Origin of the sequence: Paenarthrobacter ilicis, assembly GCF_016907545.1 — a bacterium.
Lineage (GTDB): Bacteria > Actinomycetota > Actinomycetes > Actinomycetales > Micrococcaceae > Arthrobacter > Arthrobacter ilicis.
This window is the reverse complement of record NZ_JAFBCD010000001.1, coordinates 249,729-276,583: the sequence shown is the minus strand read 5'-3', so window position 1 is coordinate 276,583 and position 26,855 is coordinate 249,729. Positions and strand designations below refer to the sequence as shown.

The 26,855-nt window shown below is 60.9% G+C and carries 27 protein-coding genes and 2 pseudogenes; 12 read left to right on the top strand and 17 right to left on the bottom strand.

Annotated features, from left to right (window positions below; genetic code table 11):
• Positions 1 to 20: 20 nt before the first annotated feature.
• Together JOE60_RS01355 and JOE60_RS01350 are read right to left on the bottom strand one after the other, a co-directional pair.
• Positions 21 to 506 carry a GNAT family N-acetyltransferase gene (locus JOE60_RS01355; protein WP_338112556.1) on the bottom strand — a complete coding sequence of 162 codons (486 nt, stop codon included), beginning with the start codon at positions 504 to 506 and terminating at the stop codon, positions 21 to 23.
• A 26-nt stretch (positions 507 to 532) separates the two neighbouring features.
• Positions 533 to 1,000 carry an SRPBCC family protein gene (locus JOE60_RS01350; protein ID WP_167265650.1) on the bottom strand — a complete coding sequence of 156 codons (468 nt, stop codon included), beginning with the start codon at positions 998 to 1,000 and terminating at the stop codon, positions 533 to 535.
• 108 nt (positions 1,001 to 1,108) lie between these two features.
• Between JOE60_RS01350 and JOE60_RS01345 the strand changes: the two genes are divergently transcribed.
• Complete coding sequence (locus JOE60_RS01345) at positions 1,109 to 2,161, top strand: FUSC family protein (RefSeq protein ID WP_338112557.1); 1,053 nt, start codon at positions 1,109 to 1,111, stop codon at positions 2,159 to 2,161.
• Between the two features lie 43 nt (positions 2,162 to 2,204).
• Here JOE60_RS01345 and JOE60_RS01340 read toward each other — a convergent pair whose 3' ends face one another.
• Positions 2,205 to 2,984 (bottom strand): SDR family NAD(P)-dependent oxidoreductase, encoded by a 780-nt coding sequence (locus tag JOE60_RS01340; RefSeq protein ID WP_167265652.1) that lies wholly within the window; start codon positions 2,982 to 2,984, stop codon positions 2,205 to 2,207.
• 113 nt (positions 2,985 to 3,097) lie between these two features.
• Here JOE60_RS01340 and JOE60_RS01335 point away from each other — a divergent pair, with 113 nt between their 5' ends.
• From JOE60_RS01335 to JOE60_RS01305, 7 genes are all read left to right on the top strand, one after another.
• Complete coding sequence (locus JOE60_RS01335; protein ID WP_167265654.1) at positions 3,098 to 3,475, top strand: translesion error-prone DNA polymerase V autoproteolytic subunit; 378 nt, start codon at positions 3,098 to 3,100, stop codon at positions 3,473 to 3,475.
• Entirely contained in the window at positions 3,457 to 3,762 is a 306-nt protein-coding gene (locus JOE60_RS01330; RefSeq protein WP_167265656.1) for a hypothetical protein, read from the top strand. Before JOE60_RS01335 ends, JOE60_RS01330 begins: the two co-directional genes overlap by 19 nt.
• Positions 3,762 to 4,160: a hypothetical protein gene (locus JOE60_RS01325; RefSeq protein ID WP_167265658.1), complete on the top strand. Its 399-nt coding sequence runs from the start codon at positions 3,762 to 3,764 to the stop codon at positions 4,158 to 4,160. Before JOE60_RS01330 ends, JOE60_RS01325 begins: the two co-directional genes overlap by 1 nt.
• Before the next feature lie 10 nt (positions 4,161 to 4,170).
• Complete coding sequence (locus JOE60_RS01320; protein WP_167265660.1) at positions 4,171 to 4,314, top strand: hypothetical protein; 144 nt, start codon at positions 4,171 to 4,173, stop codon at positions 4,312 to 4,314.
• 155 nt (positions 4,315 to 4,469) lie between these two features.
• A complete protein-coding gene (locus JOE60_RS01315) occupies positions 4,470 to 4,943 on the top strand; it encodes a PIN domain-containing protein (RefSeq protein ID WP_167265662.1) in 474 nt (157 codons plus the stop codon).
• 57 nt (positions 4,944 to 5,000) lie between these two features.
• Positions 5,001 to 5,936, top strand: coding sequence for a GNAT family N-acetyltransferase (locus JOE60_RS01310; protein ID WP_167265664.1), 936 nt, complete (start codon positions 5,001 to 5,003; stop codon positions 5,934 to 5,936).
• A complete protein-coding gene (locus tag JOE60_RS01305; RefSeq protein ID WP_204814807.1) occupies positions 5,909 to 6,364 on the top strand; it encodes an ASCH domain-containing protein in 456 nt (151 codons plus the stop codon). Before JOE60_RS01310 ends, JOE60_RS01305 begins: the two co-directional genes overlap by 28 nt.
• Before the next feature lie 1,072 nt (positions 6,365 to 7,436).
• On the opposite strand, the gene JOE60_RS01300 is transcribed toward JOE60_RS01305, so the two are convergent.
• From JOE60_RS01300 to JOE60_RS18555, 6 genes and pseudogenes are all read right to left on the bottom strand, one after another.
• Positions 7,437 to 7,709 (bottom strand): hypothetical protein, encoded by a 273-nt coding sequence (locus JOE60_RS01300; RefSeq protein WP_204814806.1) that lies wholly within the window; start codon positions 7,707 to 7,709, stop codon positions 7,437 to 7,439.
• Between the two features lie 205 nt (positions 7,710 to 7,914).
• Positions 7,915 to 8,529 (bottom strand): hypothetical protein, encoded by a 615-nt coding sequence (locus JOE60_RS01295; RefSeq protein WP_167265668.1) that lies wholly within the window; start codon positions 8,527 to 8,529, stop codon positions 7,915 to 7,917.
• Between the two features lie 624 nt (positions 8,530 to 9,153).
• A protein-coding gene (locus JOE60_RS01290) for an IS3 family transposase (protein WP_204814805.1) occupies positions 9,154 to 10,298 on the bottom strand; the annotation gives its coding sequence in 2 pieces (ribosomal slippage) (positions 9,154 to 10,022 and positions 10,022 to 10,298; 1,146 coding nt in all).
• Between the two features lie 67 nt (positions 10,299 to 10,365).
• A pseudogene (locus JOE60_RS01285) lies at positions 10,366 to 10,704 on the bottom strand (recombinase family protein); the annotation flags it as partial.
• 277 nt (positions 10,705 to 10,981) lie between these two features.
• Positions 10,982 to 12,187: a LysM peptidoglycan-binding domain-containing protein gene (locus tag JOE60_RS01280; RefSeq protein WP_167269095.1), complete on the bottom strand. Its 1,206-nt coding sequence runs from the start codon at positions 12,185 to 12,187 to the stop codon at positions 10,982 to 10,984.
• The gene (locus JOE60_RS18555; protein WP_167269098.1) at positions 12,184 to 12,693 is read right to left on the bottom strand and encodes an RNA polymerase sigma factor; all 510 of its coding nucleotides are present in this window, start codon (positions 12,691 to 12,693) and stop codon (positions 12,184 to 12,186) included. Before JOE60_RS18555 ends, JOE60_RS01280 begins: the two co-directional genes overlap by 4 nt.
• Before the next feature lie 1,024 nt (positions 12,694 to 13,717).
• Here JOE60_RS18555 and JOE60_RS18250 point away from each other — a divergent pair.
• From JOE60_RS18250 to JOE60_RS01265, 3 genes and pseudogenes are all read left to right on the top strand, one after another.
• Positions 13,718 to 14,068: a hypothetical protein gene (locus tag JOE60_RS18250; protein ID WP_239528783.1), complete on the top strand. Its 351-nt coding sequence runs from the start codon at positions 13,718 to 13,720 to the stop codon at positions 14,066 to 14,068.
• A 646-nt stretch (positions 14,069 to 14,714) separates the two neighbouring features.
• Complete coding sequence (locus JOE60_RS18445) at positions 14,715 to 14,840, top strand: hypothetical protein (protein ID WP_275588119.1); 126 nt, start codon at positions 14,715 to 14,717, stop codon at positions 14,838 to 14,840.
• Between the two features lie 147 nt (positions 14,841 to 14,987).
• Positions 14,988 to 15,562: pseudogene (locus JOE60_RS01265) on the top strand (recombinase family protein).
• Here JOE60_RS01265 and JOE60_RS01260 read toward each other — a convergent pair.
• The 7 genes from JOE60_RS01260 to JOE60_RS01230 all read right to left on the bottom strand — a co-directional run bounded on the left by JOE60_RS01260 (position 15,544) and on the right by JOE60_RS01230 (position 23,303).
• Positions 15,544 to 15,822: a hypothetical protein gene (locus JOE60_RS01260; protein WP_167269101.1), complete on the bottom strand. Its 279-nt coding sequence runs from the start codon at positions 15,820 to 15,822 to the stop codon at positions 15,544 to 15,546. The pseudogene JOE60_RS01265 and the gene JOE60_RS01260 sit on opposite strands and share 19 nt — an antisense overlap.
• Positions 15,823 to 16,082: 260 nt before the next feature.
• Positions 16,083 to 16,388, bottom strand: a complete 306-nt coding sequence (locus tag JOE60_RS01255; RefSeq protein ID WP_167269103.1) for a hypothetical protein — start codon at positions 16,386 to 16,388, stop codon at positions 16,083 to 16,085.
• 320 nt (positions 16,389 to 16,708) lie between these two features.
• Complete coding sequence (locus tag JOE60_RS01250; RefSeq protein ID WP_167269106.1) at positions 16,709 to 17,155, bottom strand: hypothetical protein; 447 nt, start codon at positions 17,153 to 17,155, stop codon at positions 16,709 to 16,711.
• An 820-nt stretch (positions 17,156 to 17,975) separates the two neighbouring features.
• Positions 17,976 to 19,817, bottom strand: a complete 1,842-nt coding sequence (locus JOE60_RS01245; RefSeq protein ID WP_167269109.1) for an IucA/IucC family protein — start codon at positions 19,815 to 19,817, stop codon at positions 17,976 to 17,978.
• Complete coding sequence (locus tag JOE60_RS01240) at positions 19,814 to 20,404, bottom strand: GNAT family N-acetyltransferase (protein WP_167269112.1); 591 nt, start codon at positions 20,402 to 20,404, stop codon at positions 19,814 to 19,816. The genes JOE60_RS01245 and JOE60_RS01240 overlap by 4 nt, the downstream gene beginning before the upstream one ends.
• A complete protein-coding gene (locus JOE60_RS01235) occupies positions 20,401 to 21,744 on the bottom strand; it encodes a SidA/IucD/PvdA family monooxygenase (RefSeq protein ID WP_167269115.1) in 1,344 nt (447 codons plus the stop codon). The genes JOE60_RS01240 and JOE60_RS01235 overlap by 4 nt, the downstream gene beginning before the upstream one ends.
• On the bottom strand, positions 21,741 to 23,303 hold the full coding sequence (locus JOE60_RS01230; protein ID WP_167269117.1) for a pyridoxal-dependent decarboxylase: 1,563 nt from the start codon (positions 23,301 to 23,303) through the stop codon (positions 21,741 to 21,743). Before JOE60_RS01230 ends, JOE60_RS01235 begins: the two co-directional genes overlap by 4 nt.
• A gap of 238 nt (positions 23,304 to 23,541) precedes the next feature.
• Between JOE60_RS01230 and JOE60_RS01225 the strand changes: the two genes are divergently transcribed.
• Complete coding sequence (locus JOE60_RS01225; protein ID WP_338112594.1) at positions 23,542 to 23,961, top strand: hypothetical protein; 420 nt, start codon at positions 23,542 to 23,544, stop codon at positions 23,959 to 23,961.
• A gap of 48 nt (positions 23,962 to 24,009) precedes the next feature.
• Here JOE60_RS01225 and JOE60_RS01220 read toward each other — a convergent pair whose 3' ends face one another.
• The gene (locus tag JOE60_RS01220) at positions 24,010 to 26,796 is read right to left on the bottom strand and encodes a DUF7507 domain-containing protein (RefSeq protein WP_167269119.1); all 2,787 of its coding nucleotides are present in this window, start codon (positions 26,794 to 26,796) and stop codon (positions 24,010 to 24,012) included.
• Positions 26,797 to 26,855: the final 59 nt, after the last annotated feature.

Genomic DNA, 26,855 nt, shown 5'->3' with positions numbered 1-26,855 from the left:
CATGCCAGAGATCGCCGGGATTACTGCGGCGGAACCACCGGGCGCCACATGGCGACGCGGGGCCAACGGGTCAGACCCAACTCCGCCTCGTGCTCCATGAGGCGGGTGAGCTCCGGACCCCAGCTGCCGGCGTCGAGCACTTCGAATCCAAGGCGACGGTAGTACGGGGCGTTCCACGGCACATCCCGGAAAGTACTCAGCGTTTGCCGGTGCATCCCGTGGCCCCGGGCCCAAACGCGCGCGGCATGCAGCAGCTCGCGGCCCAGGCCCTGGTGAGCATGATCCGGGTGGACGCTCACCTGCTCCACGTGGCCCTCACCGTCCACGATGTCCGCCAAGAGATAGGCCAACGGGTAATCCAACCCATCAACATAGACCCATGCCCGGCCCGCCGTGGCGTACTGATGAAGCTGCGCCAGGGTAAATGAATCATCGTCCGCGATCTGGTCCATTCCAAGCGCACGGAAAGCCTGGCCCGCAGCGCGTTCAATGTCCTGGAGGATCACCAGATCATCCGAATGCGCCAGCCTGATCATTGCAGCGGGTCGTTCTGTTGCTCCTGGGCGACCAGGAACTCGTTGCGCTTTTCAATGAGGTTCTGCATGTAGCGGCCCAGCACCAGCTTCTCCACCACACGGCCCAGCAGCCCGAAGGGCGCCGCGAACTCGATGGTGTCCACCATGAGCGTGCCGGTGCCGTCCGGCCGGAACTCGTGCGTGTGGCGGAGGTACTTGAAGGGGCCCTTCACCTGTTCGTCGGAGAACGACGACGGGGCCTCCATCCGTACGATCCTGCTGGTCATGCGGAACCGGACGCCGAGGTGCCAGGCCTGCCAGGTGACGGTGTCGCCCTCCGAGATCAGGCCGGTGGTGACGCCGGCGATTGCTTTCTCCCGGCTCTTGGTCATGGAACCCACGTGGGCATCGATGTTCCGCGAAAGGTCAAAGAGCTCCTGCGGCGGCATATTGGAGCGGGTGCGGCAGACGAAGGCGACAGGCATAGCTTGATCTTCCCAGAAGTTGCTACCACTTGTGACCGGGCTTATGGCGGGCATGCTGGAGCACTGCTAATTTCAGAGATAATCCCTGATCGATTGGTGGTGTTCCCTGTGCCCGCAATCATGGCGTATGCCCGCCAACTGCACCGCCTGGGCCCGGCCAACAACGATCGCCTGTCCGCAGTCAGGGTTGCCTTGAGCGTCGCAGTCCCTGCCTTGGTGCTGGTCCTCATGGGACGCCCGGACCTCATGCTGTACGCGGTGTTCGGCGCGCTGACGGGCATGTACGGGCGCAATGAATCCCATCAGCTCCGGCTCAAACACCAGGCGCAGGCCGCGCTGATCCTGGTGGGCGGGCTGACCATTGGGGCCGTCCTGTCCGTCAACCACATTCATTCGTGGTGGCTGGTGCTGGTGGCAACCCTGTTCGCGGGAATCGGATCCCTGTATGCGGATGCTGTAAGCCTCAAGCCGATCGGCCCGTTCTTCGGCATCCTGGCCTTGGGGGCTTGCGCGTCGGTACCCACCAATGTTCAGTTGACGACGGCGGTACTCATCGGTGCGGGATCGGCCCTGTTCTCCATTGTGGTCGGCTTTGCCGGCTGGGCCCGGTACCGGCGCTGGGTGCCGGGAGCGGGCCGGAACGTGCCGGCCCTCCGCGGGCCCCTGCGGCAGGCAGCCCTGATCCACGCCGCACGTTACTCCCTGGCGGTGAGCGCAGCCGGGGCCATCGGTGTCCTCAGCGGCAGCGGCCATCCGCACTGGGCCATGGCCGCTGCGGCTGTCCCGCTGGCCGGCGCCGACCTCCCGAGCCGCGTCCACCGGGGCATCCACAGGATCGTGGGGACGTTCCTCGGGTTGGTGGTGGTCGCCGTCGTACTTTTCCCCAGCCCGTTGTCACCGCTGCAGTACTTTCCGGGGCACTCCGCGGTGGTGCTTGCCGTGGTGGTTATCCTGTGCCAGTTCCCCACCGAACTCTTCATGGCGCGGCATTACGGCTGGGCCATGGTGTTCTTCACTCCGGTGGTCCTGCTGATCGCCCAACTCGCCTCCCCGATGGATCCCGGAGTGCTGGTGCTGGAGCGTGCCGTGGAGACGTTCGTTGGCGCGGTGGTGGGGATCGCGGTTGCCGTAATAGTTCAGCGGCGGAACAGGGTGGCGTGAACCCCGCTTTTTATGAAGGGTCCAGCGGCTGGGGTTCCAGCGGCTAGGGTTTCAGCGGACGGCGCGGCGGGCCTGCTGTCAGCTGCGCGGGGAGGATACGGGCAAAGAAGCTCAGCACCTTGTAGCGGCGGGTAGGAATGGACACCGCTTTGCCATGTTTGTTGTCCGCCAGCCCTTCACGGACCACCCGCTCCGCCGTGAGCCACAGGAACCGGGGAGCCACGGATTTATCCATGCCCATACGGTCGTGGAATTCGGTGTGCGTGAATCCCGGGCACACGGCAGTGACCTGCACGCCGGACTTCCCGTAGGAGGTATTGGCCCAGCGGCTGAAGGTCACCTGCCAGGCTTTGGCTGCTGAATACGTGCCCCGGTTGGCGAAGGCCGCAACGCTGGCCACGTTGATGATCCGGCCCTCACCCCGAGGCAACATGACCTCAAGCGCCGCATGGCTCAGTTCCATGGGCGTTTGGACGTGGAGCCGCAAATGCTTCCGCTCCTCGTCCACGTCGTTGTCTTCAAACGATTTCAAGAGCCCGATTCCGGCGTTGTTCACCAGCACGTCCACGGGCCTGGCTGCGTCCCTGAGGCGGTCCGCCACCGCCGCCACCCCGACGTCGGTGGTCAGGTCAGCGGCCAGGGTCTCCGCCGAGATACTGAAGTCGCGCTCGAGTTCCGCGGCCTTTTCCTTCAGCCGCTGTTCGTCGCGGGCCACCAGAACCAGATGGTGGCCGGACTCGGCGAGCTGGCGTGCGAATTCCGCCCCCAGTCCCGCCGTTGCCCCGGTGACCAGTGCGGTACGTTCATTGACTCGAGTCGTCATGCGCCCACACTAGCCGCTCCTCCGTGCTTCAACTACCGGCCGCTCCCTCCCGAAGGCGGCCAGCAGGCACAGGGTCGGTCGCTGGGGTCGTCTACCCCGAACAGGGGGACGCAGTGGCGGTTTCACCGGTGGCGGTGGCGGCCGGGTATCCGTCCCCTGCCCAGGATTACTTTGACGACCGGATCGACCTCCATGAGCACCTGATCAAGGACGTGACCAGCACGTTCATCGTCAGGGTGAGCGGCCATTCCATGGAGCAGGCCGGCATCAGCGTCGGTGACGAGCTCCTGGTGGACCGTGCGCTGGAACCCAAGGACGGCTCAGTGGTGATCGCTGTCCTGGACGGTGAACTGACGATCAAACGGCTGCGGGTCACACCCCACGGGGTGGTCCTGCAAGCGGATAATCCTGACTACCCGGATACCAGCGTCCCTGCACTCTCTGACCTGATCATTTGGGGGACGGCAACAACATGCCTTCATCACATCTAGCCCTCCCGGAGGCCCAGGTCCGGTTCAGCACTGACGGGACGCCATTGGCGATCCGCCACGACGGGCAAATCTGGATGGTCGATCCTGACGTCCACACCGGTCACTGGTACGGCAGGGACGCATGGTGGGAGACCCACACCCGCGCCGCCGTGGGCACCGGTGACCTGGTCAGCGTCGAACACTGGCAAGTTCAAGCCAGGCCCCCTACCGGGGACTCGGAGTTGCGGACGTTTACGCTGCGCCGTGAACCACTGGCCGAAACCTGGCAGATCGAATCCATCACCTGATGCCACCTGACCTGTACCGCGCGCCTGTCCCGGACCAGCTGTGGGAAAGAACCAAGTCCGAGTTCGGACTCCCCAGCCTCGAACAGGTCCAGGAACGCCTCGCAACCGGGCCCGTGTATCCCGGACCCATCATGCGGCGGTTATTTCGGGTGTTCATCGATGAGGACACGTTCTGCCCCGGCTACCAATTCCTTCCCGACCGTTCCCTCAACCCCGTGGTGACCGGACTGTTCGAGCGGTCCATGGAGCTGCGGATCCCCCACAACTACTTCGCGCTGTGGATGATGATCCCCTCCCCCACCCTGGACGGCCGGCGCCCTGTAGACCTACGCGAGACGCGGGACCCCACGCCCCTGCTGACGGCACTGGATCAACTCCGCGTTGTTGTGGCGTCCTAAAATTTTGGGCGTGAAAGTGACACTGACCATCGAAGCCAGCAACGGCCAACTCAGCCACGTAGAAGCAGAAGCCGAAACGTACCAGGACGCCAAAGCCGCGGCCGAAGCCCTGGTGTCGGAAGGGTCACGGGCCATAGCCATCCGCACTTCCTGACATAGCTTGTCAGAGATCTCGTAAACCTGCGTGAGGCTTCCGGCGTTACTATTCGCCGACCGGATAGCCTTGCAAAAGGCCGTTATCGCACGTGGTCCGGCGGCGGGACTTGGCATCTTAGAAATGGGGAACAGATAGACAATAAGTCCGAACTTGTGGAAGACACGTTGCGAGTCATTTTGGACACCAACATTGTCGTGGCCATTGAAGGCGATAGCAATGCCCACCATGTGAACCATTCCAAGGCCTCTTCCGTGTACCGGATGATTCACGCAGCCGGCGGGCAGGTTTGGATCATCGAAAACCAGCGATACGACTTTGCACGCATCCAGAATGAGACGTTGTGGCAGCGCCGCCAAAACCAACTGGGAAAGTACTCCTTCTTGGAAGGACTTTCCTTGACTGAAGATTTCCTGGCATCTGCCGGCTACAGCCGCAGCCTTGATCCCCGGAGCAACGACGGGGTGGATGCTGCTTTGCTCTTGGCTCTCGAACGCAACGCAGCATCGTGGCTCGTTACCGAGGATCGGCGCCTTCTCGCACACGCAACCCAGCTCGGGCTTCAAGAACGTGTGATGACACTGGAAGATGCACTAGGGGCGCTGAAGGGGCACCTCCCCCCTCATTAAAGTGTCGATGACGTTGCGCCCCACACCATCGACCCTCACCAAGGCTTTTTCGAATCTTTGGGAGAGGACTACCCCAATTTCGACCAGTGGTGGCAGGACAAGGTGGTGGCCCAGCGGAGAAAGTGCCTGGTTATCGGTAGTGGCTCTGACGTCAGGGGCATTGCTGTGCTGGCACCACAGGTGCCGGAGGACGAGGGCCTGCCCAGCAATAGCCTCAAAATTTGCACATTCAAGATTGCAGATGCCAGCCAAGGCAGGAAGCTGGGAGAGACGATGCTGGAGGCAGTTATCGCATACGCCCGTGCTGGTTCGTTCGACCGATGTTTCATTGAGTCCTCCGAGAAACAGGAGCCGCTTCTGGCGCTTCTTAGAGAGTTTGGTTTCTTCGACTCAGGACGCAAGGCTGCTCCGTCAGAGGACCTTGTCTTAGTGAAAATACTCAACCCTGGGGTAGAGGCTGAGCCTCCAACTGATCCTTTGGAATACAACCGTCGATACGGTCCAGGCCGCAGGCTGGTGGACAGAGCCTTCGTGGTGCCGATCATCCCCGAATATCACAGCATGCTGTTCCCAGCCTCCGAGCCCCAACTATCACTGTTCGATTCGACGTACGGTAACGCAGTCCGTAAGGTCTACATCTGTCATTCCCCCATTAAGACGCTGAGGCCAGGCGATACGCTCTTCTTCCTGAGGACTCACGAAAGGCAAGCTGTCCAAGCCGTTGGCGTCGTCGAGCAGACGCTTAGGACTGCGGAGCTTTCCGAAGTCCTCAGCTTCGCTGGTGCACGAACCGTGTACACCGCGGAAGAACTAAAAGAGATGAGCTCCAAAGGTCTGTTAGCTATCAAGTTTCGACTCGACCAGGTCCTTGACAAGGCTGTCGGCCGCGAAGAACTTCGAATGCTGAACGTCTTTTCGGACTCCCCTCAATCAATTGCACAGATCAAGACCGAGGATGGATTGCAATGGGCGAAATCACTGCAGGACGCGTAGCCCTGATGTCGATCCGTCCCGAGTTCGCAGACGCGATCCTATCCGGAGACAAGTCCGTCGAATTCCGGAAACGGCCTGTGGCAGCCGACGTCAGCCACGTTCTGATTTATGCCACCCTACCGGTGGGGTCTCTGCTGGGATGGTTTGAAGTCTCAAGACAATCAACCACCTCTCCCAGGGACCTCTGGAATCAATTCAGGAATGTAGGGGGCATCTCCAAGGACCGGTTCTTTGACTACTACACACACAAAAAACTGAGAACAGGGATTGTCGTCGGCTCTGCCAAAAAATTCGATGAACCCCAACCTCTTACGAAGCTCGGAGAAACGGTTCGCCCGCCACAGAGCTTCCAGTACCTGACCGAAGCGCAAGCCGCCACCTTTTTCGACATGGTTTCCGCTAAGCCAGCCGCGGGCGATCAAACCTGATCTACTTGCCGACGCCTTCATTACCTGGCTAAGCAGCTGTTCACATCAGTAGACAAAGAGTGCTCAGATCGGATGAGTGTCGACGGCGAAGTTGAGGATTACTGAATTCTGCCGTCCTGAAGCAGTTTGGGCTTTTGCCACGGCCCATACGCCAAGTGCTTTCGCTTCCGCGAAATGTACTCAACCGCTGGACGGATCCTAGTGATGGCTTCGTAGTCCCCCAGACCCTCCAGGCGCATCTCGAAGTCCCAGGCCTCTCGCCGGTTTCGGTCGAGAACAAAGGGCAGTTCTGGTTCCTTTGCTGAACTAGGGGGCTCGAAAAGCGCCTCCACACCTCCTCCTCCGTGAGAGGCCGGTATCGTCCGAACAGATGGGTTGCTGCCATCGATCTGCCAAAAAGCAGACAAAATCTGAGTGGCATGATTGCCCGTGTTGGAGACCTCAACGCTAAAGGAAGTTTTGTCGGTTTCGGCCGTTCCAAGACCACCCAGCCATTGCGTGCCCGAGACCGTGATGACCGCTCTATCCCAGCGCCACGTCCGCCAAGCTACAAAGAGTGCCAGTAGAAAAGCTGCTGTGGCTACAACTTCTGAATACCCCATCAAGCCATTATGTCTGGAAAGCCGACAAGGCTCTTGCCAAGTATGCACTCGTGGCCTGCTCGGCATTCGTCTCACACCTCACCGAGGAGGGACGCAAAGCCCTTCTTGAATGAAGTTGGGCCCGGAGGTCTGCCCTTTGGCCTCGAAAGTACATGCTCAGATACCGGTATACGATCCACGACTGGAACCGATGATCTTTCCGATGCCCAATCTCCGATGGCTTAAGGTCGCTAGCTTTCAGCTCATGTGACTTCTTGACCTTCGCGTGGCCTGTAGTAACCTCCCGGCGTCCTGCTTTCCTTCCGTATGCAGCTGCAGTCCGGGGCCGGCATTGAGCCGGATTGCCAGCCGTTACCCTCGCCTTCGGTTCCTCCCCGGCCCCTGAATCGAAAAGAGAAAGCCCGTACCCCGAAAGGGGTACGGGCTCTCTCTTTTGACCCAAACGCTTTGGTTCTACCTGCGCCGGATGATCATTCCGGAGAGGAGACCAATGTCTTCTCAGACGTTGGCGTTACTCGTTTCGTGGAGCTCAGAGACGCTACCAAGAGCGCCCCTACTGCGAGGAGCACCATCTGCGATTGTGAGCCACCGATGTAGCTTCTGAGCAGAACGTTGCCCACCAGGGCTTCGCCGCCTTCGGCCGTCGCTCCGATGGCATAGGACACGATCAGAAGCGCAGCAGGAACGAGGGTGGCGATGACTCTGCCGAGCCCGGTGAGGCCACTGAGGATCTGGCGTATCAAGAGGACGGCTGTGAAGCTGATAGCTACGATGACAAATTGGAGCTCCCATGGGAAACGCGGTGGTACGCCGGCCGTTGGTCTACCTAGAAGGTCAACGATGAAGCCCCCTCGGCTGGCTTCGATGAATATGCCGACGTACCCAACGATGGTGAGGGCGGCCAGGCTGGTGAGGCTGGATAGTAGTGTTCGGAGAGCCATTTGATTCCTATTCCGGGAACTTCACGAGCGTGAAAGTGTCCTCTTTGCCTTCGACGGGAAGGACGCTGACAGCCGGGAGTCCGTCATTGGGGCGCTGGAGAACAAGCTGCCCTGTTCCCTCTGAGCGCGACTGGTTGGGCGTCGCGGCTGAGCGTTTTGCAGTTACAGGCATCAGGGCGCTGGTATCAACGTCTGCCGGCACAAGATGAGCAACGACTTTCGAATCAGGGTCCTCGCCCGATGCCATGGTCGTCAGACCGCTGTGCACAAACTTTTCAACGGCGATGCACGATGCTGTGCTCGCATTGTTCGCGGTGTTTGTTTGGACGATGAGGCAAACTTCACGGCCAGAGTGATCCAGAGCAGATGAATATATTGCCTTGTCATCAACCGCTATTACCCGGACGGAGTCTTTGTCCACATGGGCGAGGATTGCTTTGCCCAATTTGTCGGCAGACGCCAAGTCCGCATCGATCTGCGCGGTGGCGAGAACAGGTACGAGGTCTGTTCCTGCGATGCTCCGCTGCTCGCCGGCAAGCGCCGGGGAAACCCCGACGCCGATGCTGACAACCGCAGCGGTTCCAATGGTGAAGAGTGCGGCAGATGTTTTAGAAAACTTCATTGTGTCCCCCAGGGAATTCTGATTTCTGACTAGCCAATGTATTGCTCGCAAAGAAGTTGCGGGTTATGTCGGGCTTCGGGGTAAGAGGTGTTCCACCAGCACTTACTCTCGCCATAACGGTACGGATCATGGGTGTAGTTGGACCAGGCTTCGCCCTGGGCGCCACCTGTCATGTAGGAGTTGCCATTGGCATAGTTGTACGTTCCCCCATAGGATCAGGACTGGAACCCCAGGGGCGGCGTGTACCCGACATGGGTTCTCCCGCCCGACAAGTAGTCAATGAAACCACTGCCACGAACTTGGTTCGCGTAGTTGAAATCAGCGTGATAGCGGCGGGTGTAAGCCTGAGCCGCTGTTGACGCCATGATCACAAAGACCAGCGAGAGAAGCGCTGCTACCAACAGCGTTACCGGACGCGTAATTTTCATCCGACCGGATCCGATTGCCGACGCTGAGCTATTCATAAAACCCCCAAAATCAAATCTTGTGTTGAACGAGGGAGGCTAGCACGAACTCAAAAAGGGCGCTTGTCATGCGCGCGGCGTCTGGGATCCCGCGTCATTGACTGGATTCCGAAAGCAAAATATGGATAGGGACTGCCCCGGCTTTTGTTGACTCGGGGTCTTAGGCCGCAGTGAGCGCGGTCCGGTTGATTGTTTCATATTCGATGGGCGTGAGTTTTCCTAGCCGTCTTTGCCGTCGCCGGCGGTGGTAGGTCCTTTCGATCCAAGTCGTGATGGCCAGCCGGAGGTCCTGCCTGGTGAGCCACCGCTGACGGTCCAGTACGTTCTTCTGCAGCAGCGAGAAGAACGATTCCATCGCGGCATTGTCCGCGCACGCCCCGACCCTGCCCATCGATCCGGTGAGCCCGTTGTGCCGGAGTGATTCGACGAATCGACGGGACCGGAACTGGGGCCCTCGATCCGAGTGCACCACTGTCCCTGCCGGGCGGCGCGCCCGCACCGCGTTCTCCAAGGCGGCGACGGCAAGCGAGGACTTCATCCGCGAGTCCATCGAGTAGCCGACGATCCTTCCGGAGTAGACGTCCTTCACCGCGCAGAGGTAAAGCTTCCCCTCGGCAGTGGGGTGTTCGGTGATGTCCGTCAGCCACAGCTCGTTGGGGGCGGCGGCGGTGAAGTCCCGCTCCACCAGGTCGTCGTGGACCGGTGGCCCCGGCTTCCGGTTCAGGCCCCGCTTCTTCGAGAACACTGACCAGATGCCGTGGTCCCTGCACAGGCGCTGGACCCTGTTCTCACCCGCCTCGATGCCCTTCTCCGGGAGCTCATCGGCGATGAACCGGTACCCGAACGCAGGATCCTCGGCGTGAATGTCCCGGGCGGCGTTGACGAGGTGCGCATCGATCCAGTCCCGTTCGGTCACCGGGTTCGCCTTCCACCGGTAATAGCCTTGCTTGCTGAATCCCAACACCCTGCAGGTCACCGCCACGGGAACACCGTCGGCGGCAAGATCCGTGACCAGCGGGTAGATCATTTTGGGTTTATGTCCCTGGCCAGATAGGCCGCGGCCCGGCGCAGAATCTCGTTCTCCTGCTCCAACAGGCGGTTCCGCTTCTTCAGCTCCCGCATTTCGGCCGACTCCGTCGCCGCCGGGCCGGCCCCGGATTCCTTACGGTCGGCGATGGCAATCCAGCGCTTGAGCGTCGTGACCGAAAGCCCGAAATCCTTCGCTATCTGCGCCAGCGGCGCCTCGCCCTTGCGGGCCACATCAATAACATCCTGGCGGAACTCCGCCCCATAAGCCGTGGGCATGGTCAACATCCTTCCACGAGCACAAGCTCGCTAGGTCAAGGAGTCAACAAAACCGGGGGCAGTCCCCGAGCATGTTCAGCATCAGACGGCCCGACGTTGTTGCGGGGTCAATTCCATCCGAGATGGACCTCAGCTGCACGCCGCGTTCCCGCAGCAGGTTCACCGTGTTCAAAACGTCAATCAAGGACCGGCCGAGCCTGTCCACCCGCCAGACCACGACGGTATCGCCCGGCTCCACATACGCAAGAAGCTTCTTCATCCCGGGCCGCTCAATAGCTACCTTGCTTCCGGAGGTTACGTCGGCGAACACGTCACGCTTCTGCACCCCGGCGTCGACCAGTGCATCGAGCTGCAACTTCGCGTCCTGGCCCGACGTACTCACACGCGTATACCCGAGATGTCTCACTCAGCCATTGAGCCTCAGAAACCCCTAGTCAGCACCCACTTGAGACGATTCACGATGAGACATCTTTCCGAGACACAGGGCGGCCCGGCACGACAGCGATTGCTTTGACCCTTCAAGCCGCGACGCCTGTGTCTTGAAAAGCTTTTGGTTTACAAGACACCGGATCGTCTATCAGAGCGATGCACCGCGTCCGTTTTGTCGTACCCTCACCGGAAAGCTCGGAGACGAAGGGGTAGATGAACCCCATCCATCGTGGCGCGGCGAGACTCTCCAAGAATCATTCGTGGATTGGTTTGGTCAGGTTGAGGCTGATTGTCTGGCCGGGGACCAGTTCCCCGGCTGACAGGTCTGAGAAGGCGTACCAGACGCGGCCGGTGCCGGTCAGCGGGCGGTTCGCCGATGATAGATCCGCGATCTCAGGCACTCCGAAGCGGAAAGCGATCTGGCGCTCTGTGTCCCCGGGCGCAGTGGTGTAGGTCAAGGGAATCCCGTCGGCGTCGATGGTGAAAGTGCCATGGGCGCCATCGATGGTGACTTCGCCGGGCATGAGCCTGACCTTGGTCCCCGCGGGGATGGGCCGACCATCGGTCAAGGTCGGATTCCACCGGAGCAACTGGTCCGTGGTGCACCGGAATTTATAGCCAAGGCTATCGAAAGAGTCACCGTCGACCGTGGTGTAGAAAATGGTTTGGCCGAATGAATTCTTGATGCTCGTTCCTTGGCCGGATCTGCTATCCACAGGGTTTTTCTGGAGCTGGATGTGGTTCCCGGCCCGGATAAAGAAGACGTTGCCCTTCTCGTAGGTGAATGCGACCTTGTTTGCCTCGGCCAATTGTTCTTGCGTGATTCCAAACCGGTAAGTGATCCCGGCAAGGGTGTCACCGGGCTCGATTGTGTAACTAGTGGGTATGCCGTTCGCATCCAGGGCAGCCGTCCCTTTTGCCCCGGTGAGCGGACCCGGGGCAGGGATTAGTCGAAGCGTAGTGTTGGGCACCAACGTGCTGCCCGGTTGGATCCCATTGAACTCAGCGAGTTTCTTTTCGTTGATGCGGAAGTATGCGGCCACCGCCGCTGTCGTGTCACCGGGGACTGTGGTGTAGTAATCGACGTTGCCAAAAGAATCGGTAACAGTGGCCCCCGCCAGGGAAGATTCTCCAGAACCGGTGGGTGTCGCCGTCGGGGTGACTGCTTCGCTGGTCGGAACCGCAGCGGTGTCGTCCGGACGCGACGCCAGAGTCGAGCCGACCAGTACACTCGCTGCGACTGCCGCTGCGGCAAGCCCGGCGACTGCGAAACGCCCCCAGCGGCGTTTGGTAGGCATCCGGTGGAAGTCGTGGATGGATCCACCGACGGCGATGTGAGTGGCCTCCGAATTGATGAACGACATCGACCGCTGGCGACTGCGGTTCAGCTCCTCCTCGGTGATCATGAGCGCAGGATCAGCGGCCGAAAGCAGGTCGACAGCAGAGCGGTTGTGACTCATTCTGGTGCTCCTTCTGACACTGTTTCCATTTGAAGTTTTCGGCCTAGTTCTTTCCGTGCCCGGTGTAGGCGCATTCGAACGGCAGTCGCCGACAGATTGAGGAGTTGGGATACTTCAACGGCAGTGAGTCCGTCCCAGTACGTCAGCAGTATGACCTCCCGCTCCTTCGGGGCAAGAAGCTCGATTGCATCCAGGACGGCGGATTCTTCAGCTGGTGTTCCATAACTGCGCTCTAACCGCAGAGCCATGAAGAGCCCGGCAGAACGGGATACGGACCTGTCATGGTTTCGGAGGACGTTCTTGGCTACCCCGAAAAGTACGACCGCCGAAAGGTCATCGCCGTATCCGGACTTCTCCCAGACAATCCTGAAAACCTCGGCGCACAGATCCTCCGCGGTGGCGGCGCCGTCCGTCCTGCGTCTGAGATAGCGGTAAATGCTGTCATGGGCCGCCGCGTGAGCGGCTAGGAACCGTTGTTCCCTCTCCAGATCCACGCGTTCCCCCATTGTTTGCAAGCTCATGCCCTGTTAATGTCCGGCAGCGAACAAACTGTAACGGGAATATCGAAAAACTTCTGAATCTAGGTACATCTACAGCCGCCACAAGTCTTGGCAGCCCCGGGAAGCCCACTAATGAGCCGACTCTATCGTTCAGCGCCCCGTGATCAGCCCACGTCGCGGGTGGTGAATGCCGCTGTCGCGACCACGATGGCACGCCGACGATGTGGACAGGGCGACAGGCGTGCCAAACGCCGATGCCACAGCCGCTGCAGCGGAAATAGATGAAGCAATCATCGCGGAAGGCATCCCCACTGGTGCTAGGGATCTTGCTCGTTCCAGCAGCTATCTGGCATCTCGTCCAGGTCCCAAGTCGAACCCCGGCGCGAATTATGAAAGCCTGCACCACGACCACAAGACGTCTTGACTTCGATACCCGCACTGATTGGGTGCACCAAGCGGGGCACGGGGATGTCCGGGGGAAAAGCGTGGATTACGACAAGTTTGAGCTTGTATGTTTCTGGGTTCTAGCGGTTGCCCCGGCCTTGCTCTTGGTCACAATTGGAATCGCGGCTCACAGGAAATGGGCTACCAGATGGCAGCCCAAGTACTTGGTCCTGGGCATCAGCTGCTGCATTTTCTACGCGTTGTTTGGCGGTCGCCTGATTGCGTGGCCGATTATGTCCATCGTTCCACCCCCGTATGTGCCAGGCCTTTCAGAAGGACGCGGTTTAGACCTGCGGGGAATTGGATTCTTCATCGGCCCATGGATAGGTGCCATAGCGGGCACCATAGCGGCATTGATAACGGCATGTACTTCTCAGGTTCTAATACTGCTCCGCAGCCGGCGCGCGTTGGCCGGCGGTGTAGGAGGTCAAGCAGTAGATCCACCCCGAGCTAGATAGCTCGCCGTCCGTTGAGGGACCCCTCACCGGACACTCCGGAGGCGTCTAAGCCATGATTGGAATATGAGTCCTTTCATTACTGCGTTTAGGCCGATCCATTGACTCCTTCCACGCCGTCCAGGGGGTCAATGACGGCCGACGAGCTGGCTGAACTCAAACTTCGGCTGCTTCGGGAAGACCCGGAGTACCGGGGCAAGGTCGAGGCCGTAGCAGCCGCGCGCCGTGAGCGCGCCCAAGCCCTCCGTAGCGCTGAACAGCCGATCGTTAGAGATCTTCGAGCCGTGGGGTGTGACGTGACCTCCGTGTGGGACCTGGCCAATACAACGGAGCCCTACGGCAACGCGTTGCCGGTACTCCTTGGTTACCTTGATCGTGGAGGGTACCCGGATCAGGTAATGGAAAGTCTGGGACGGGCGATGGCGGTCAATCCGGCCGTCGCATTTTGGGACCAGCTAAAGACTCTTTTATCTCAGAGCTGAGAATCCGGGCGAGAAAGAGGGCCTGGCCCTTGCTCTGGCCGCTGCTGCCACACGAGCCCAGCTTAAGGAGCTGACCGACTTACTTCAGGACGAATCCCGTGCACCAACGCGTGTTCACTTCGTCCGAGCACTGCTCAAGGTCGGAGGCGCGGAAGGGCGATCAACTGTGGAAGCACTTCGAGACCACCCCACAGTGGGCAAGGAGGCACGCGCACTTCTGCGTTCGAGACGTGGCAGATAGTCGTTTAGAGCTGGCCGCCCATCACGTGCCGAATATAGACGATGGCTTCGGCCGTCCGATGAAGGATCCTCTTGCTTGGCCTACCGTCTTGTGTCGTCTTGAGACACTTTTGACATGACCAATCGCCAGTTCCCCTTCAGTCCAAAAACCAGTAGACGCTTGGAGCAGGGCGACATCATTGCTGTTCCTTGTGAGGGAGAGCGTTGGGCCTGCCTTCAGGTCGTTGAGACTAAGCGCGAAGGAGTCGGTGCACGATCCACCTTCATAGTTGGGCCACTGCCCTGGAGTGGGGCGAAGCCACCGACGGAACGAGATGTGATGGGTCTCGCAGTCACTGAGCAAGCGCTCACACGGATTGAGCTTTTCACGGAGGGAAATCTGCAAGTGGTCGCAAACAGCCCACTCATGCCGACCGTCCACGCTTCAAACTACCGGGACTTTGAGGTGGGTACTAAGCACCTCGTGTGGGGATGGAAGGTGGCAGTCCGCAAGGCAGCGGCAGCAGCGGCTGAAGCTGACCGGATGTTGTAGGAAGCATCCGTTCGAGCTATGGGATGCGCCAAATAGCGCCGCAAAAATGCCGCTACTTATCGCCGCAAGTCACAGGCCCCGGCTATGTACGTATGACCCGTACGATGATGTGCACGTTGACGGGGGTTTTACTGCAACAAGGGTGGGGTGAATGGAACGAAGATCGGCTATGCCAGGGTGTCGACCAGTGATCAGGACCTGACGGCCCAACGCAATGCCCTTCTCGGCCTGGGTGTGAAGGAGGAACAGATCTTCGTTGATCACGGTCTGACGGGCACCATCCGGGTGCGTCCGGGGTTGCGGGAAGCGATGGCTGCGTGCCGGGCCGGTGACACGTTGGTGGTGACCAAGCTTGATCGTCTGGCGCGCTCTCTTGCTGATGCCCGCGACATCGCTGACGAGCTCACCAACAAGGTGTTGTTCTGAGTCTTGGCGGCAGCACTCATGACCCGACTAACCCGGTCGGGCTGTTGCTGTTCAAGGTCTTGGGGATGGTGGCGGAGTTCGAAGCGGATCTGATACGCATGGGCACCCGTGAAGGAATGGCTGTCGCGAAAGCCAAGGGCCGGCTCAAGGGCAATAAACCAAAACTGTCCATGACCCAACGGAAGCACCTTTTGTCGCTCCATGATGCTGGGGAGCATACCCAAGCGGAGCTGGCGGAACTGTTCGGCATCTTCCGCACCACCGTCTACCGGGAACTTCAGAGCCACTCACGTTGAGATGCAGAATCGCGCACTTTGCTCGCCTCGACCTTGGTCTTTTCGATGATTTCCCTGAAGCGCTTCGAAGAGAGGTAGTCGGCGCCCGGTAACCGGATGACGTGACCCATGTAGGGGTCGCGTTGCAGAAGTCTCTTATAACCGTCAGGAAGTGTTGTGTAGCCAGCCCTTTTCTCGGCCCCCTCCCTGAAACCGCACCAGGTCATCATCCCCAAGAGCCCCAGCGTTGACACGCCGAGAAGGACCAAGACGGTGTTCATATATAGCTAGTTCTTGATACCAGCCATGCTCAGAAAAAAGATGCATAGAGCGAAGAAAACTGCGACGGCAGCAGCCCGCCTCTGCCACGTCCGTGTGACGTAGGCCGTGAGACCGGCCACTAATGGGCGCTGGGCTCTTGCTGCCTGCTCCAAGCTTGCGGCGTTCGCCATCCAGTTTCTCCCGTTGAGTTTCACCTAGTTTATCCGTCACTGGAACAGCGTTCGCGGGGTTGGATTAAGGGGGCGAAATGGCGGACGCGCTATAAAGCTCTGGGTTCGCCCGCTTCATCCTTGGCTTTGTCCAGGATCTCCGAGAAGCGCTGACGATCGATTGAGTCTGCGCAGGCCAGCCGGATGACTCGCCTCATGTAGAGGTCTTTTTGGAAGAGCATCTTGTCACCACGACGAAGAGTGGTGTAACCGGCTCGTCGTTCCGCGCGCTCCTTGGTAGCACACCAGTTGATCAGTACGACAACAAGGGCGATGGAAACCAGCATGTGGATGCCCAGAACGTCAACGAACCACGACTGCGCTACACGCGCACTGTTCAGTACAAAGAGCAGCATGAGAACGGCGATTGCCAGCGAAACTTGGAGGCCAGGTTTCTCAGCAAAGAACCCATTATTGAGATGGCGTCGTGGCGGTTATGTTGCCGTCATGCGGACCTCACCCCACACATAAGTCCACTTCCCCGCAGCGCCGGCCAAGCGAGCAGTTCTCCGGCTTCCTGGTGTCCGCCGCCTTCCAACGGGCTCGTCGCATTACGGGGTCTCAGCCCCTCCGGTCTATACCTTCCCGGCAAGGAGGGGTTCACCAGGATTTCGAGGTAGGACTCGACTTCTTCCGGGGAGTCCCTCCTGCGAGCGAATTGACTTCAGGGCTAGTTTTAGGACTCTCTGTCCTTTTCCCCTGCAGCGATTCTCTTCTCTGTTGCTTGTATGTGCTTCAAGTAGGCGGGGCGCTCACGAAGCAGAACTGCTTCCCCGATACGCTCCCCCTCAGGTGTGGCGTCAAGCCACACTATGTCGCCGGACCTCAGCATTTCTGTATCCGGAAATGCTGACCATTCACCGATTATGCGGACGATGGCCTCGCCTGGCGTGCATTCCCAAGGCAGGTGCCCCTTCTCTCGGATATCACCTGGCACAAGCAGGCCCGTTGCTATCAAGCGGGCGATCAGGCCAAGAGCAAGATCACGAACGTCATCTTGGCTTCCCAGGTCTCTACGATGACACACTGCAATTACCTCAGAGGGCGTGACCCAATCGTCAACTGCTCTAGCAAGAATGTCTTCAGATAGAGTACGCATCTCAAACCACTGCTCAAGGTCCAATGTGCACCTTCGTCGTTTTTTGGCCGGGAACCTTTATCTCTATAGCGGAGTCCCCCGGTCCTGGACTCGCTCCAAAGGCCTATCTCTACTCCATCCGAGCGCAGAACCCAAGTACCAGGGTAGTCGGACCGTCCGGGAATAGGTGTTGAGCCCGGAATGAGACTTTCGTAAACAGCTTTAAGTTCGGCCTCGCTTTCTACGCGCTTATTTCCTGTTGGTCGGCCATCTTTCAGGTTTTGAGGACGGAATCGACGGAAGAAGCGCCAGGCATCGGTTTCCCTGCTCCACCCGTATTCCCTAGCTTCCCCCCTCCCTTGCCAGCGCCGCTTGGGCCGCCCATTGCAGCCATGAGCGCGTCCCGCAAGGGGCCGTCCATGACAGCGCCGTCCCAGCTCAGCTCGTCGTCGCTAGGTACTCCGTATTCAGCCGGGTGGTTCACGTACCAGAATCTCTGTTTGATGCTCATTTCTTGTACGGGGGTTCTTTTGCGGATCTCGCCAACGGGGGCCGTGCTTTTCTTTACGTTGACGCTAAGCCAGACCTCGATTGACTGCCGAGGCGACCTGCCCTGCCATGCCGGAGTGCACGTGGTTCGGGACGATGACGGCGGGCTTGCTAACCATGCCCAGGCGCCGCAGTTCCATCACACCCATGACCATCCCTGCGGTCTTTCAGGCACCGACTGGTGGAACAGGCCCGCGGCAGGTTCGGAGAGCATCCGCGCCACAGCCGCGCGCTGATGCGGGCGCGGCTGTGGCGAAGTTGAAGCGGTGGTTGTTGCCGCCCGGGCTTTCCGCGTCATGCCGGTTGTTGCAGCGGTTCAGGCGAACCTGGCCAAGGGGTTGGCCAAGCGGCCCGCCATCTGGAGCCCTCCGGAGGGATCCGAGATGTCCAGCATCTGCTGGTTGTTCCGCAGCTGCAGCCGGTTAAGGCAGGACAACTCAAAGTCCGCAGCGAACAGATCGTGCATGGCGAACTGGTCCGCGAGCTCCGGGTGGCGCTGCTGATACTCGCGCAGCACGGAGGCAGCGGTCCCCCAGAACTCGTCCTCGCGCATGGTTCCGTCCTCTACCAGGATGGCCGCGAGGAAACGGAAGATGCAGTCGAAAACGTCGGTGAAGATGGCCAGCACCATTTCTTCAGCCGGGATCTCGGCTTTGATGCGGGAGACCTCCTCCGGCAGCTCCAGCCTGTCCCCCATGACCACGATTTCCTCTGCAATGTCCTTCATGATGGCGCGGATCGGAAAGCCGTCCTCGAGGATCAGGATGACGTTTTCGCCGTGCGGCATAAATGCGAGCTCGTACTGGTAGAGGCAATGGACCAGCGGGACGAGGTACGCCTCGAAGTAGCGGCGCAACCACTCGGTGGGTGCCAGTCCGGAGCGTTCCATCAGCGCGGACACCACGGACTTCCCGGTGCCATCAACGTGCAGCAACGACGCCATGGTGGCCAGCTGCTGCCCGTCCTTGAGAAGCGGCAGCGGACTTTCCCTCCACAGTGCCGAGAGCATTTTGCGGTAGGGCGAACCCTTGGCCGAAGCGGCCTCGTAGTAGTGGTTGCGATAGCCGATGGCCGCGGTTTCACGGATCATGGCCAGGCCCCGGTTCTGGAGCTCCTGGTCATTACCGATTAATTCCTGCAACCAATCGTTGATGGCAGGCGTGGCCTTCATGTACTGCGGAGACAGGCCACGCATGAAGCCCATGTTCAGCACGGACATGGCCGTTTTGACGTACGCCTTCTCCGGGTGGTCGGTGTTGAAGAACGTGCGGATCGACTGCTGCGCCTGATACGAATCTTCGCCCGTGCCCAGGTTCACGATGTGGCGCTGGGCGATTTCTGCCGCGAACGTCACCGTGAGCTTGTTGTCCCACTGCCACGGGTGAACCGGCATCAGCAGGTATTCCTCAGGATCAAGTCCGGACGCTGACAGTTCCGCCTGGAACCACGCAAGGGTGGCGGACCCAAGTTCAGCCTCGAAGTGGGTCCTGTAATCCAGCCCGGCGATGGACGTGAAGACGGCCTTGCTGCGGTGGACAGCGATCCACTGCAGCTTCACGGTGGCACCTGTCTCCGGCGCGAACGCGTGGTAATCGGCAATCCCGAACCCCAGCCGGCCGTTGTTGGCCACGAAACAGGGGTGCCCCTCGGTCATGCTGTGCTCAATGGCTTGGAAGTCAGCGGCCCGGTCAGCCCCACCGGTGATGCCCGCTGCCAACTCAGCTGAGCTGAAGGGCTTGCCCTGCTTGTACGCGTGGCTCGCCAGCGTGCTGCTGATCTCCTCCAGGTACACCGGCAGCATTTCCATCCGGATGGCCAGTGCCTGGTGGAACTCGGCGATGAAGTCCAAGGCGTCAATGGGCAATTCCTCGCCCCCACGCAAGCGAGCGATGGATTCCCCGGCTACGGACCAGTGATCAAGCTGCAGGACCCGGGCGCGGAAGCGGTATTCCGTAGCGTCGTCATCGCTCACAACCTTGTAAAGCCCGACGCCGGCACCCTCATGGCGGATCAGCTCCGGAACCAGGATGCGCTCGTGCGAGAACTCGGCGATCGCCTTGCGGACCAAGTGCCGGTTTGCAGCGGCCCATCGTTCCGGGGTCAGGTGCTGCACAGTATCAACAGCAGCGTCGGTGGTGTGCTGGGCAGTGGTGGTCACAGGGAATCTCCTCTGGTCGCCGCGGCGGGCGCGGCCAGAATCGGGGTCAGGGTGGCGAGGAAATCCTCGCGGGTGCAGAAGCTCAGCAGAGCTTCCTTATGGTCTTCGGCAGGATCGACGCCGGGAAGTGTCACCACCCGCTGCGGGCGGAAACCCACTTTCTGGTTCAAGACATGGATCTTGTGGTTGCGGGCATCGGGCTCGACCACGATCCGCCGGGTTGCGGGGTCGTCGAACAGCTCCGCCATGACGGACTGCATGACGGCGGTGGTGAACCCTGGCTGCGGGCCACCGGAGGGTGGAGACACCAGAAGGTGCATGCCAACATCCCCGGACTGGACCTCATAGACGTCCGCCAACGGCGAGGACTCAGGACGGTACCGCTCCATTAGGAAGGCGGGAACGCCGTCGTCGAGCCCTAGAAACGCCTGGTGGTGGGCGGAATCCGCGATGCGCGTGTACTCCTCCACAACGTCCTGCTCAGTGGCCGAGACCATGCCCCAGAAGCGGGCGTACTCTTGGCTCACCCAGCTGTGGAGGACAGGTGCGTCCGCTCCAGGATCGACGGGCCGGAACGTGAAGCTCATACGGTTGCCCCTGCGGTTTCCGGAACGGAGGCAGGCACCGGTGCGGGCGCGCCGAACTGCTGGAACGCGATGCTGCGCTCGATCGGGTAGACCTCGCGGCCGGTGATTTCCCGCAGGATGCAGGAATTGCGGTAGGCAGCCATGCCGAGGTCCGGGGTGACGAAGCCATGCGTGTGCAGCTCCGCGTTCTGGACGAAGATCTCGCCGGGTTCCACTCCGGTCCCGTAGTTGCGCTCTACCTCGAAGCGGCCCTTGGCGTCGCGGCGGATACGGTCCTGGATGCCTGCCAGGAAGGCGGGCTCCTTGTAGCTGTACCCGGTCGCGAGAACCACGGCTTCAGACTCCAGGGTGTAGTCCCGGCCGTGCTCTTCGTGGTGAAGCTGGAGCGTGTGGGTGGCCGAAGCCTCGTCCCACGAGGCTGCCGTCAGGGATGAGTGGGTGTGCAGCTGGGTGTCCACCATCCCGGAGAGGCTCTTGGTGTACAGGAGATCGTAGATGTCGTCGATCAGGTCCGAGTTGATGCCCTTGTAGAGGTTCTTCTGGCTCTTGATCAGGGAATCCCGCTGCTCACCCGGGAGCGAGTGGAAGTAGTCCACGTACTCCGGCGAGGTCATTTCAAGCGTGAGCTTGGTGTACTCAAGCGGGAAGAAGCGGCCGGAGCGGGTCACCCAGTTGAGCTGGTAGCCGTAGACGTCGATTTCCTGAAGGAGTTCGTAGTAAAGCTCCGCCGCGCTCTGGCCGCTGCCCACGATGGTGATGCTCCGCTTGGCCTGCAGCTCACTCTTCCTCGACAGGTAGTCGGCGTTGTGGAGGACCAGTCCCCCGGCCTCCACAATTCCCGCACAGGAGTCCGGCACGTAGGGGGAAGTGCCCGTGCCCAGGACCAGCCTGCGGGCGCGAAGCACCTCAGCGCCAGCGGGGCCCTGCACCGAAAGGTGGTACACACCGTCGTCGTACGTCACATCAAGCACATCCGTGCTAAAACGAACAGACTCAAGCTGGCCTGCCACCCACTGGCAGTACTGGTTGTACTCGGCACGCAGCGGGTAGAAGTTCTCCCGGATATAGAAGCGGTACAACCGGCCCGTCTGCTTCAGGAAGTTCAGGAAAGAGAACGGCGACGTCGGGTCAGCCAGGGTGACGAGGTCCGCCATGAACGGGACCTGCAGGTGCGCCGGCTCCAGCATCATGCCGGGGTGCCAGTCGAAAGAGTCCCGGCGGTCAACGAACACGCAATCCAGGTTCTCCAGCGGCTCGCTCAGTGCGGCCAGGCCCAGGTTGAAGGGTCCGACGCCGATGCCCGCAACGTCGTAAATCCTGCCATTGTTCGGGGTGCTCACGCTGCTGCCTCCGTGGTGTTGCCCAACAGGCTTGCGCCTGCAGTGCGGATGAGTTCAATGATTTCCTGGATGTCCCCCAGGGAGGCCTCGGCATTGAGGAGGGTGAATTTGAGGTAGTGGCGTCCGCCCACTTTGGTGCCGGCGATGACTGCCTCACCCGAAGCGAAAATGGCGGCACGGATGGCCGGGTTGATGGCATCAGCGGCGTCGTCACCCAAGGCCATGCCGTCAACGGCGGGACGGAAACGGAACACCAACGTGCTCAGCTGCGGCGCTGCCGCAAGTTCGAAATCGGGATCCTCGGCCAGCAAGGAACCAACGCGTGCGGTGAGGTCAATGGCCTCGTCAAACAAGGCACCGATCGCTTCCGCACCCATGATCCTCAGGGTGAGCCACAACTTCAGCGCGTCGAACCGCCGGGTGGTCTGGATGCTTTTGTCCACCTGGTTGGGGATTTCCGCCTTGGCGGCACTCTCCGGGTTCAGGTAGTCGGCGTAATAGGTCACGTGCCGCATCATGGAGCCGTTGCGCACCAGGACCGCACTGGAACTGACCGGCTGGAAGAACGTCTTGTGGAAGTCGATGGTCACGGAGTCCGCATTGTGGATTCCCTGGAGCAGGTGCCGGTGGTTGTTCGAGACAATCAGCCCTCCACCGTAGGCGCCGTCCACATGGAGCCAGGAGTCGTAGGCGCGGGCCAACGCGGAAAGTTCGGACAACGGGTCAACCGAGCCGAAGTCAGTAGTCCCGGCGGTGGCCACCACGGCCATGGGTACAAGGCCGGCGTCGTGGGCTTCCGCCAAGGCCGCCGCCAGCGCGGCGGGATCCATGCGGTGATCTGCCGTGGTGGGAATGGCGATCACGGCGTCAAATCCCAGGCCCAGCATGGACGCCGACTTCTGGATGCTGAAGTGGCTGTCCGCCGAGGTGAAGATGCGGAGCCGGTCCAGCAAGTGCGGCAAGCGGGCTTCCGGATTCCCGACGCGGAGCTGGGCCACGGCATGGTTCCGTGCAATCAGCAGCGCCTGGAAGTTGGACTGGCTCCCACCGGAGGTGAACACCCCGTCCGCGTTCCCATCAAAACCAAGGCGTTCCGTGGTCCAGTCGATCAGGCGTCGCTCAATCATGGTGGCGCCGGCACTCTGGTCCCACGTATCCATGGAGGAGTTCACTGCCGAAAGCACGGCTTCACCCACCAGAGCCGGGATGACAACCGGGCAGTTCAGGTGCGCGGCATAGCGGGAATCGTGGAAATAGACGGCGTCCTTGAGGTACAGATCGTCCAGTTCTTCCAACGCCGCGGCGGTGTCGGGAAGGGGACGATCCAGGTCAACGGCACCAACGCGGGCCTTCAGCTCCGCATGTCCGACGCCGGTGAACGGCCGGGCGGTCCGCTGGACCTTGGTGGAGACAGCATTGACTCCTTGAAGAACCTGCGCCACGTAGCTGGGCGAATTTCGCGCATTGAACAATTGGTTTGTGGCAGCCAGGGCCAACTCCACTTTGGAGCCAAAATCCTGCTCCTGAGCAATCCGCTCTTCGACACCAGGTGACGTCACGTCAGCTTCCTTCCATTGCGTTGGGGCGCTTGTTAGCAAGGTAAGCCTTACTTAGGTAACCCTTTCCGTCAAACTTTTGTGACCTATTTCGCCCTGAAGGCGGTTTCTCGCGGAAATCGGAACAGTCCGGCGCGTCATTGACTTTCATGGAAGGCGGATTGCAGGGACAATTCCCGCCGTCGCTGCGTCGCCCCCGCCCGCGGACGTTCCTGACGGCGTTGCAGGTGGTGGGAGTAGAGTGCAGGGAACCATTGATCACAGCGGTTGGGGAGCCATGAAAGACCACGTCCACGAACGTCTGGGATTCCGGGAAATCGACCAGGACGGCAACTCGGTGGAGGCCGTCGCCCCGCATCATCCAAGCCCGGAAACGGTGCGGCCGTCCGGACAGGCCGGGCACCGGAACCGTGCAGTAAACCCGTTCGTGGTGGCGCTGTGGGTCTTGGTTGCCGGGCTGGGTTGGTTCGGCCTGTGGGCCTTCGGTGCCGGCACCTCCTCCCTGACCGCACAGCCCGAGTCTGCCCACGTGGCTTTCCTGCTGATGTCCAACGCGCCTTACGCGATCCTGGCAGCAGTGATTATTGCCGCAGCCCTGCTGTTCTGGCACGCCGCACAGTGGCAAAAGCGACGGGATTCGCTGGCCGGCCAAGGCCTGTAGCAGGCTGCGAAGGCTTGCACACCGGAGCGGCGCACCGTGGGGCAACTTTTACGCGCCCCTATGCGCACCTTTCCGGCGGCCCATCACCAAAAGAGCCAGGCCCAGTCCGGCTATCAGCAATCCCATCGGAAGCACGCCCATCATGGCTCCCGTGATGGCCAGGAATCCCTGTTGTCCACTGGGATTTTCCGGTACCGGGCGCGGGAAAGTCATGGTGATCCGGGCAGGCTTGGTGGTCACAGCCTCGCCACCGCCGGGCCTTGCACTGGCAGTTATGGCGATGGCCACACTTCCTGCCGCCAGATCAGCCTGGGTGAGGGTGTAGGTTGCTGTGGCTGTGACGGATTCACCTGGCAGGAGGGTTCCCGGAACACCCCGCCAGGAGTACTCCAAGGAGGCGAAAGTGGCCTCGCCGCCGTTCACAACAACATCGTTCAGGGGCGCTGGGCCCGTATTTTTCAGGGTGAAAGTGTGGATGATGACATCGCCCGGCTTCGCAATTTTGCCCACCCCTGAAGCGTCGGTGGAGGTGGATGTTTCCATACCGAAATCAGGGGCCAGCTGCACATCCATGGTCCCGTTGGGTGGGCGGATGGCAGCACCGTTGGGAGCAACGGCTGCAGAAGTTGCCCAGGAGCCGAGGCGGCCGGCGGCAAGGTCGGTGGGGGTGACCGCGTACAGGGCCGAAGCCGTGACGGCCTGGCCCGGCAACAAGATTCCCGCACCACCGGGCCAGTGATAGTCCAGTGTGGACAACCCGGGCAGACCCGCTGTGATGGTGACGCCCGTCAAGGTCACATTGCCCGTGTTCTCCGAGGTGAACCAGTACTTCACCTCTTCTCCCGGCGCGAGAGTCGACTGCAAAGACGGACCATCTGCGGAACTGCTGAAGGCCATGGCAGGAGATTGGCTCAGTGCCGTTACTGACTCGGCTGATACCGGCAGCAACGGACTTCCCACCACCGGGGTGCCGGTCGCTGACGAACTGCCGGTGACCTGTCCGGCGTCGATATCTGCCTGCGTCACCGCGTAAGCGGCCGTGGCAACCGCCGCCTGGCCAGGTAAGAGTTCTCCCGTAACTCCGGGCCACGAATAGTGCAGGTCCGGGAGGCCCGGGATCACTGCTTGGACAGCAACGCCTTTGAGCGCAACGTTGCCGGTGTTCCGGGCTGTGAAGGAAAAGATGATGCGGTTGCCCACGGCCGCCGGAAACTGAAGGGCGGAATCATCAGCGGACTGGATGAGCTCCAGGGCCGGAACTGCCGTGGCCGTGTTGGTGATGACACACGTGATAGCCGCGCCGGCCACAGGAGCAAGGGCAAGGGAACCTGTGAAATCCACAGCGCTGGGCAAGCCCGGCTGCAGCCCGCTGGCATCGGAACACGTGATGGATCGGCTGTACCCGGAAGGGTTGGAAGCCGCCTGGGTGACGTAGTAGGTGGCGCCTGCACCAGCGATGAACTGGCCGGTGGTGCCGGACCCTGCACCCACAGCCGCGCCCGTACCTGTGGTGGACGAGTGCGCGCTGTTGCTGACCACACCACCGGTGACTTGGTCACTGCGAATTTGCGGAGTGAACTGATCGGCATCGTTGAGCCTGGAGCCATTCAGGCGGCTGCTGATTTCCAGCCGTGGGGCGCGAACCGTCAAGGTTGAGTTGGTGGGCGGGTTCAGGGAAGTGTCCATGGTGCTCGGACCGTTGGCGTAGGTCCCCTCCGAAGCGGCCGTGACCTCAGCGCTGATGGTGCAGGACGCCATACCTTGGAGGAGATCCCCTCCCGCCACCGAAATCTCTCCTCCACCCGCATGGGCCGCTATGACCAAGGGAGCGCTTCCCGTCCCCTGCGCGCACGTGCCGCCCACGGAGGGCGATTCTGCAATCACGACGCCGGGCGGCAGGTTGTTCACCAGGGACCAGTCGCTCTTGGCCAGCAGATCGCTGGTGTTGGTCACGGTGAGGGTCACCGTGGAGGTGCCACCGGGGCCAATGAGGGAGGGGCTGAATTCCACGTCCAGCTGGGGTGTGACGTCCACGATCTGCGCTGCGTCGAAGGCGACATCGTTGCCCGCTCCGCTGTGGGCTTCATTCCGCACCTCCAAACCCAGCGACGGTGCAGTACCCGCCGGAACCCGGTAGGCGGCCGATTGAAGCTTGCGGACCTCAGTGCCGCCGCCACTGGTGTTGGTTCCGCACGGATCCAGACCGGCGCTGAGGACCAGGGGCGATCCGTCCACCAGGAGGCTGAAGGTTTCCTTCGCATGGGCGGCGTAGCAGTTCACGTGGGCAAAGTAGGCGGTCACGGCATAGTAATGCCCCGCTATGCCCTTCACCCCGCTTGCCAGCGTACGGAATTGGATGCCTGGGTCGATCTGCCCGCTGGCGTGGTTGGTGTACTCAGAAAGGACTTGGTTGCGGGCTGCCTCAGCCGGGCTTTGCCCTTGTGCTTGGCCCAGGGCGATTGCCATGGCCTGCACCTGCTGCCACCCTCCGGGCTGGTTGCGCGCACACCCGGTGTCGGCCTGCGGAAGCGGGCTCAAGGAGTTCAGTATCCATCCGTTGCATTGCCCGCCTGCCGGCGTATAGGCAACGTCCGCGGCGTAGCTTCCGTAAGCAGCCGATGGGCCGCCGGCGTAGTCGAGGAGACTGATGGCGGAGCCGGTTGCATCCCGGCTGGAGAAGTCCTCGCTGTACACAACGTTGCCGGGCTGAACCAGGCCAGGCCTACCGGCGAGCGTGGCCGATGCCGGCTCAGATGAACTGATACAGATGCCCGCGAACAACACCACGGCTGCCAGAGCGGCAGTCAGGAATCGGTGGAGGTGTGCGTGGTTCATCAGTGCGCTGGTCCTTCAGTTACTACCCGGAAAATGACAGCGAGGAACCGAACATAGGG

Bases quoted from the DNA above. Each gene is read 5' to 3' on its own strand.
- JOE60_RS01350 (WP_167265650.1), bottom strand. From the start codon at position 1,000: ATGCCTGTCGCCTTCGTCTGCCGCACCCGCTCCAATATGCCGCCGCAG.
- JOE60_RS01340 (WP_167265652.1), bottom strand. From the start codon at position 2,984: ATGACGACTCGAGTCAATGAACGTACCGCACTGGTCACCGGGGCAACG.
- JOE60_RS01330 (WP_167265656.1), top strand. From the start codon at position 3,457: ATGCCTTCATCACATCTAGCCCTCCCGGAGGCCCAGGTCCGGTTCAGC.
- JOE60_RS01325 (WP_167265658.1), top strand. From the start codon at position 3,762: ATGCCACCTGACCTGTACCGCGCGCCTGTCCCGGACCAGCTGTGGGAA.
- JOE60_RS01305 (WP_204814807.1), top strand. From the start codon at position 5,909: ATGGGCGAAATCACTGCAGGACGCGTAGCCCTGATGTCGATCCGTCCC.
- JOE60_RS01295 (WP_167265668.1), bottom strand. From the start codon at position 8,529: ATGAAGTTTTCTAAAACATCTGCCGCACTCTTCACCATTGGAACCGCT.
- JOE60_RS01280 (WP_167269095.1), bottom strand. From the start codon at position 12,187: ATGAGTCACAACCGCTCTGCTGTCGACCTGCTTTCGGCCGCTGATCCT.
- JOE60_RS18555 (WP_167269098.1), bottom strand. From the start codon at position 12,693: ATGGGGGAACGCGTGGATCTGGAGAGGGAACAACGGTTCCTAGCCGCT.
- JOE60_RS18250 (WP_239528783.1), top strand. From the start codon at position 13,718: ATGACGGCCGACGAGCTGGCTGAACTCAAACTTCGGCTGCTTCGGGAA.
- JOE60_RS18445 (WP_275588119.1), top strand. From the start codon at position 14,715: ATGCCGACCGTCCACGCTTCAAACTACCGGGACTTTGAGGTGGGTACT.
- JOE60_RS01260 (WP_167269101.1), bottom strand. From the start codon at position 15,822: ATGAACACCGTCTTGGTCCTTCTCGGCGTGTCAACGCTGGGGCTCTTG.
- JOE60_RS01255 (WP_167269103.1), bottom strand. From the start codon at position 16,388: ATGCTGCTCTTTGTACTGAACAGTGCGCGTGTAGCGCAGTCGTGGTTC.
- JOE60_RS01240 (WP_167269112.1), bottom strand. From the start codon at position 20,404: ATGAGCTTCACGTTCCGGCCCGTCGATCCTGGAGCGGACGCACCTGTC.
- JOE60_RS01220 (WP_167269119.1), bottom strand. From the start codon at position 26,796: ATGAACCACGCACACCTCCACCGATTCCTGACTGCCGCTCTGGCAGCC.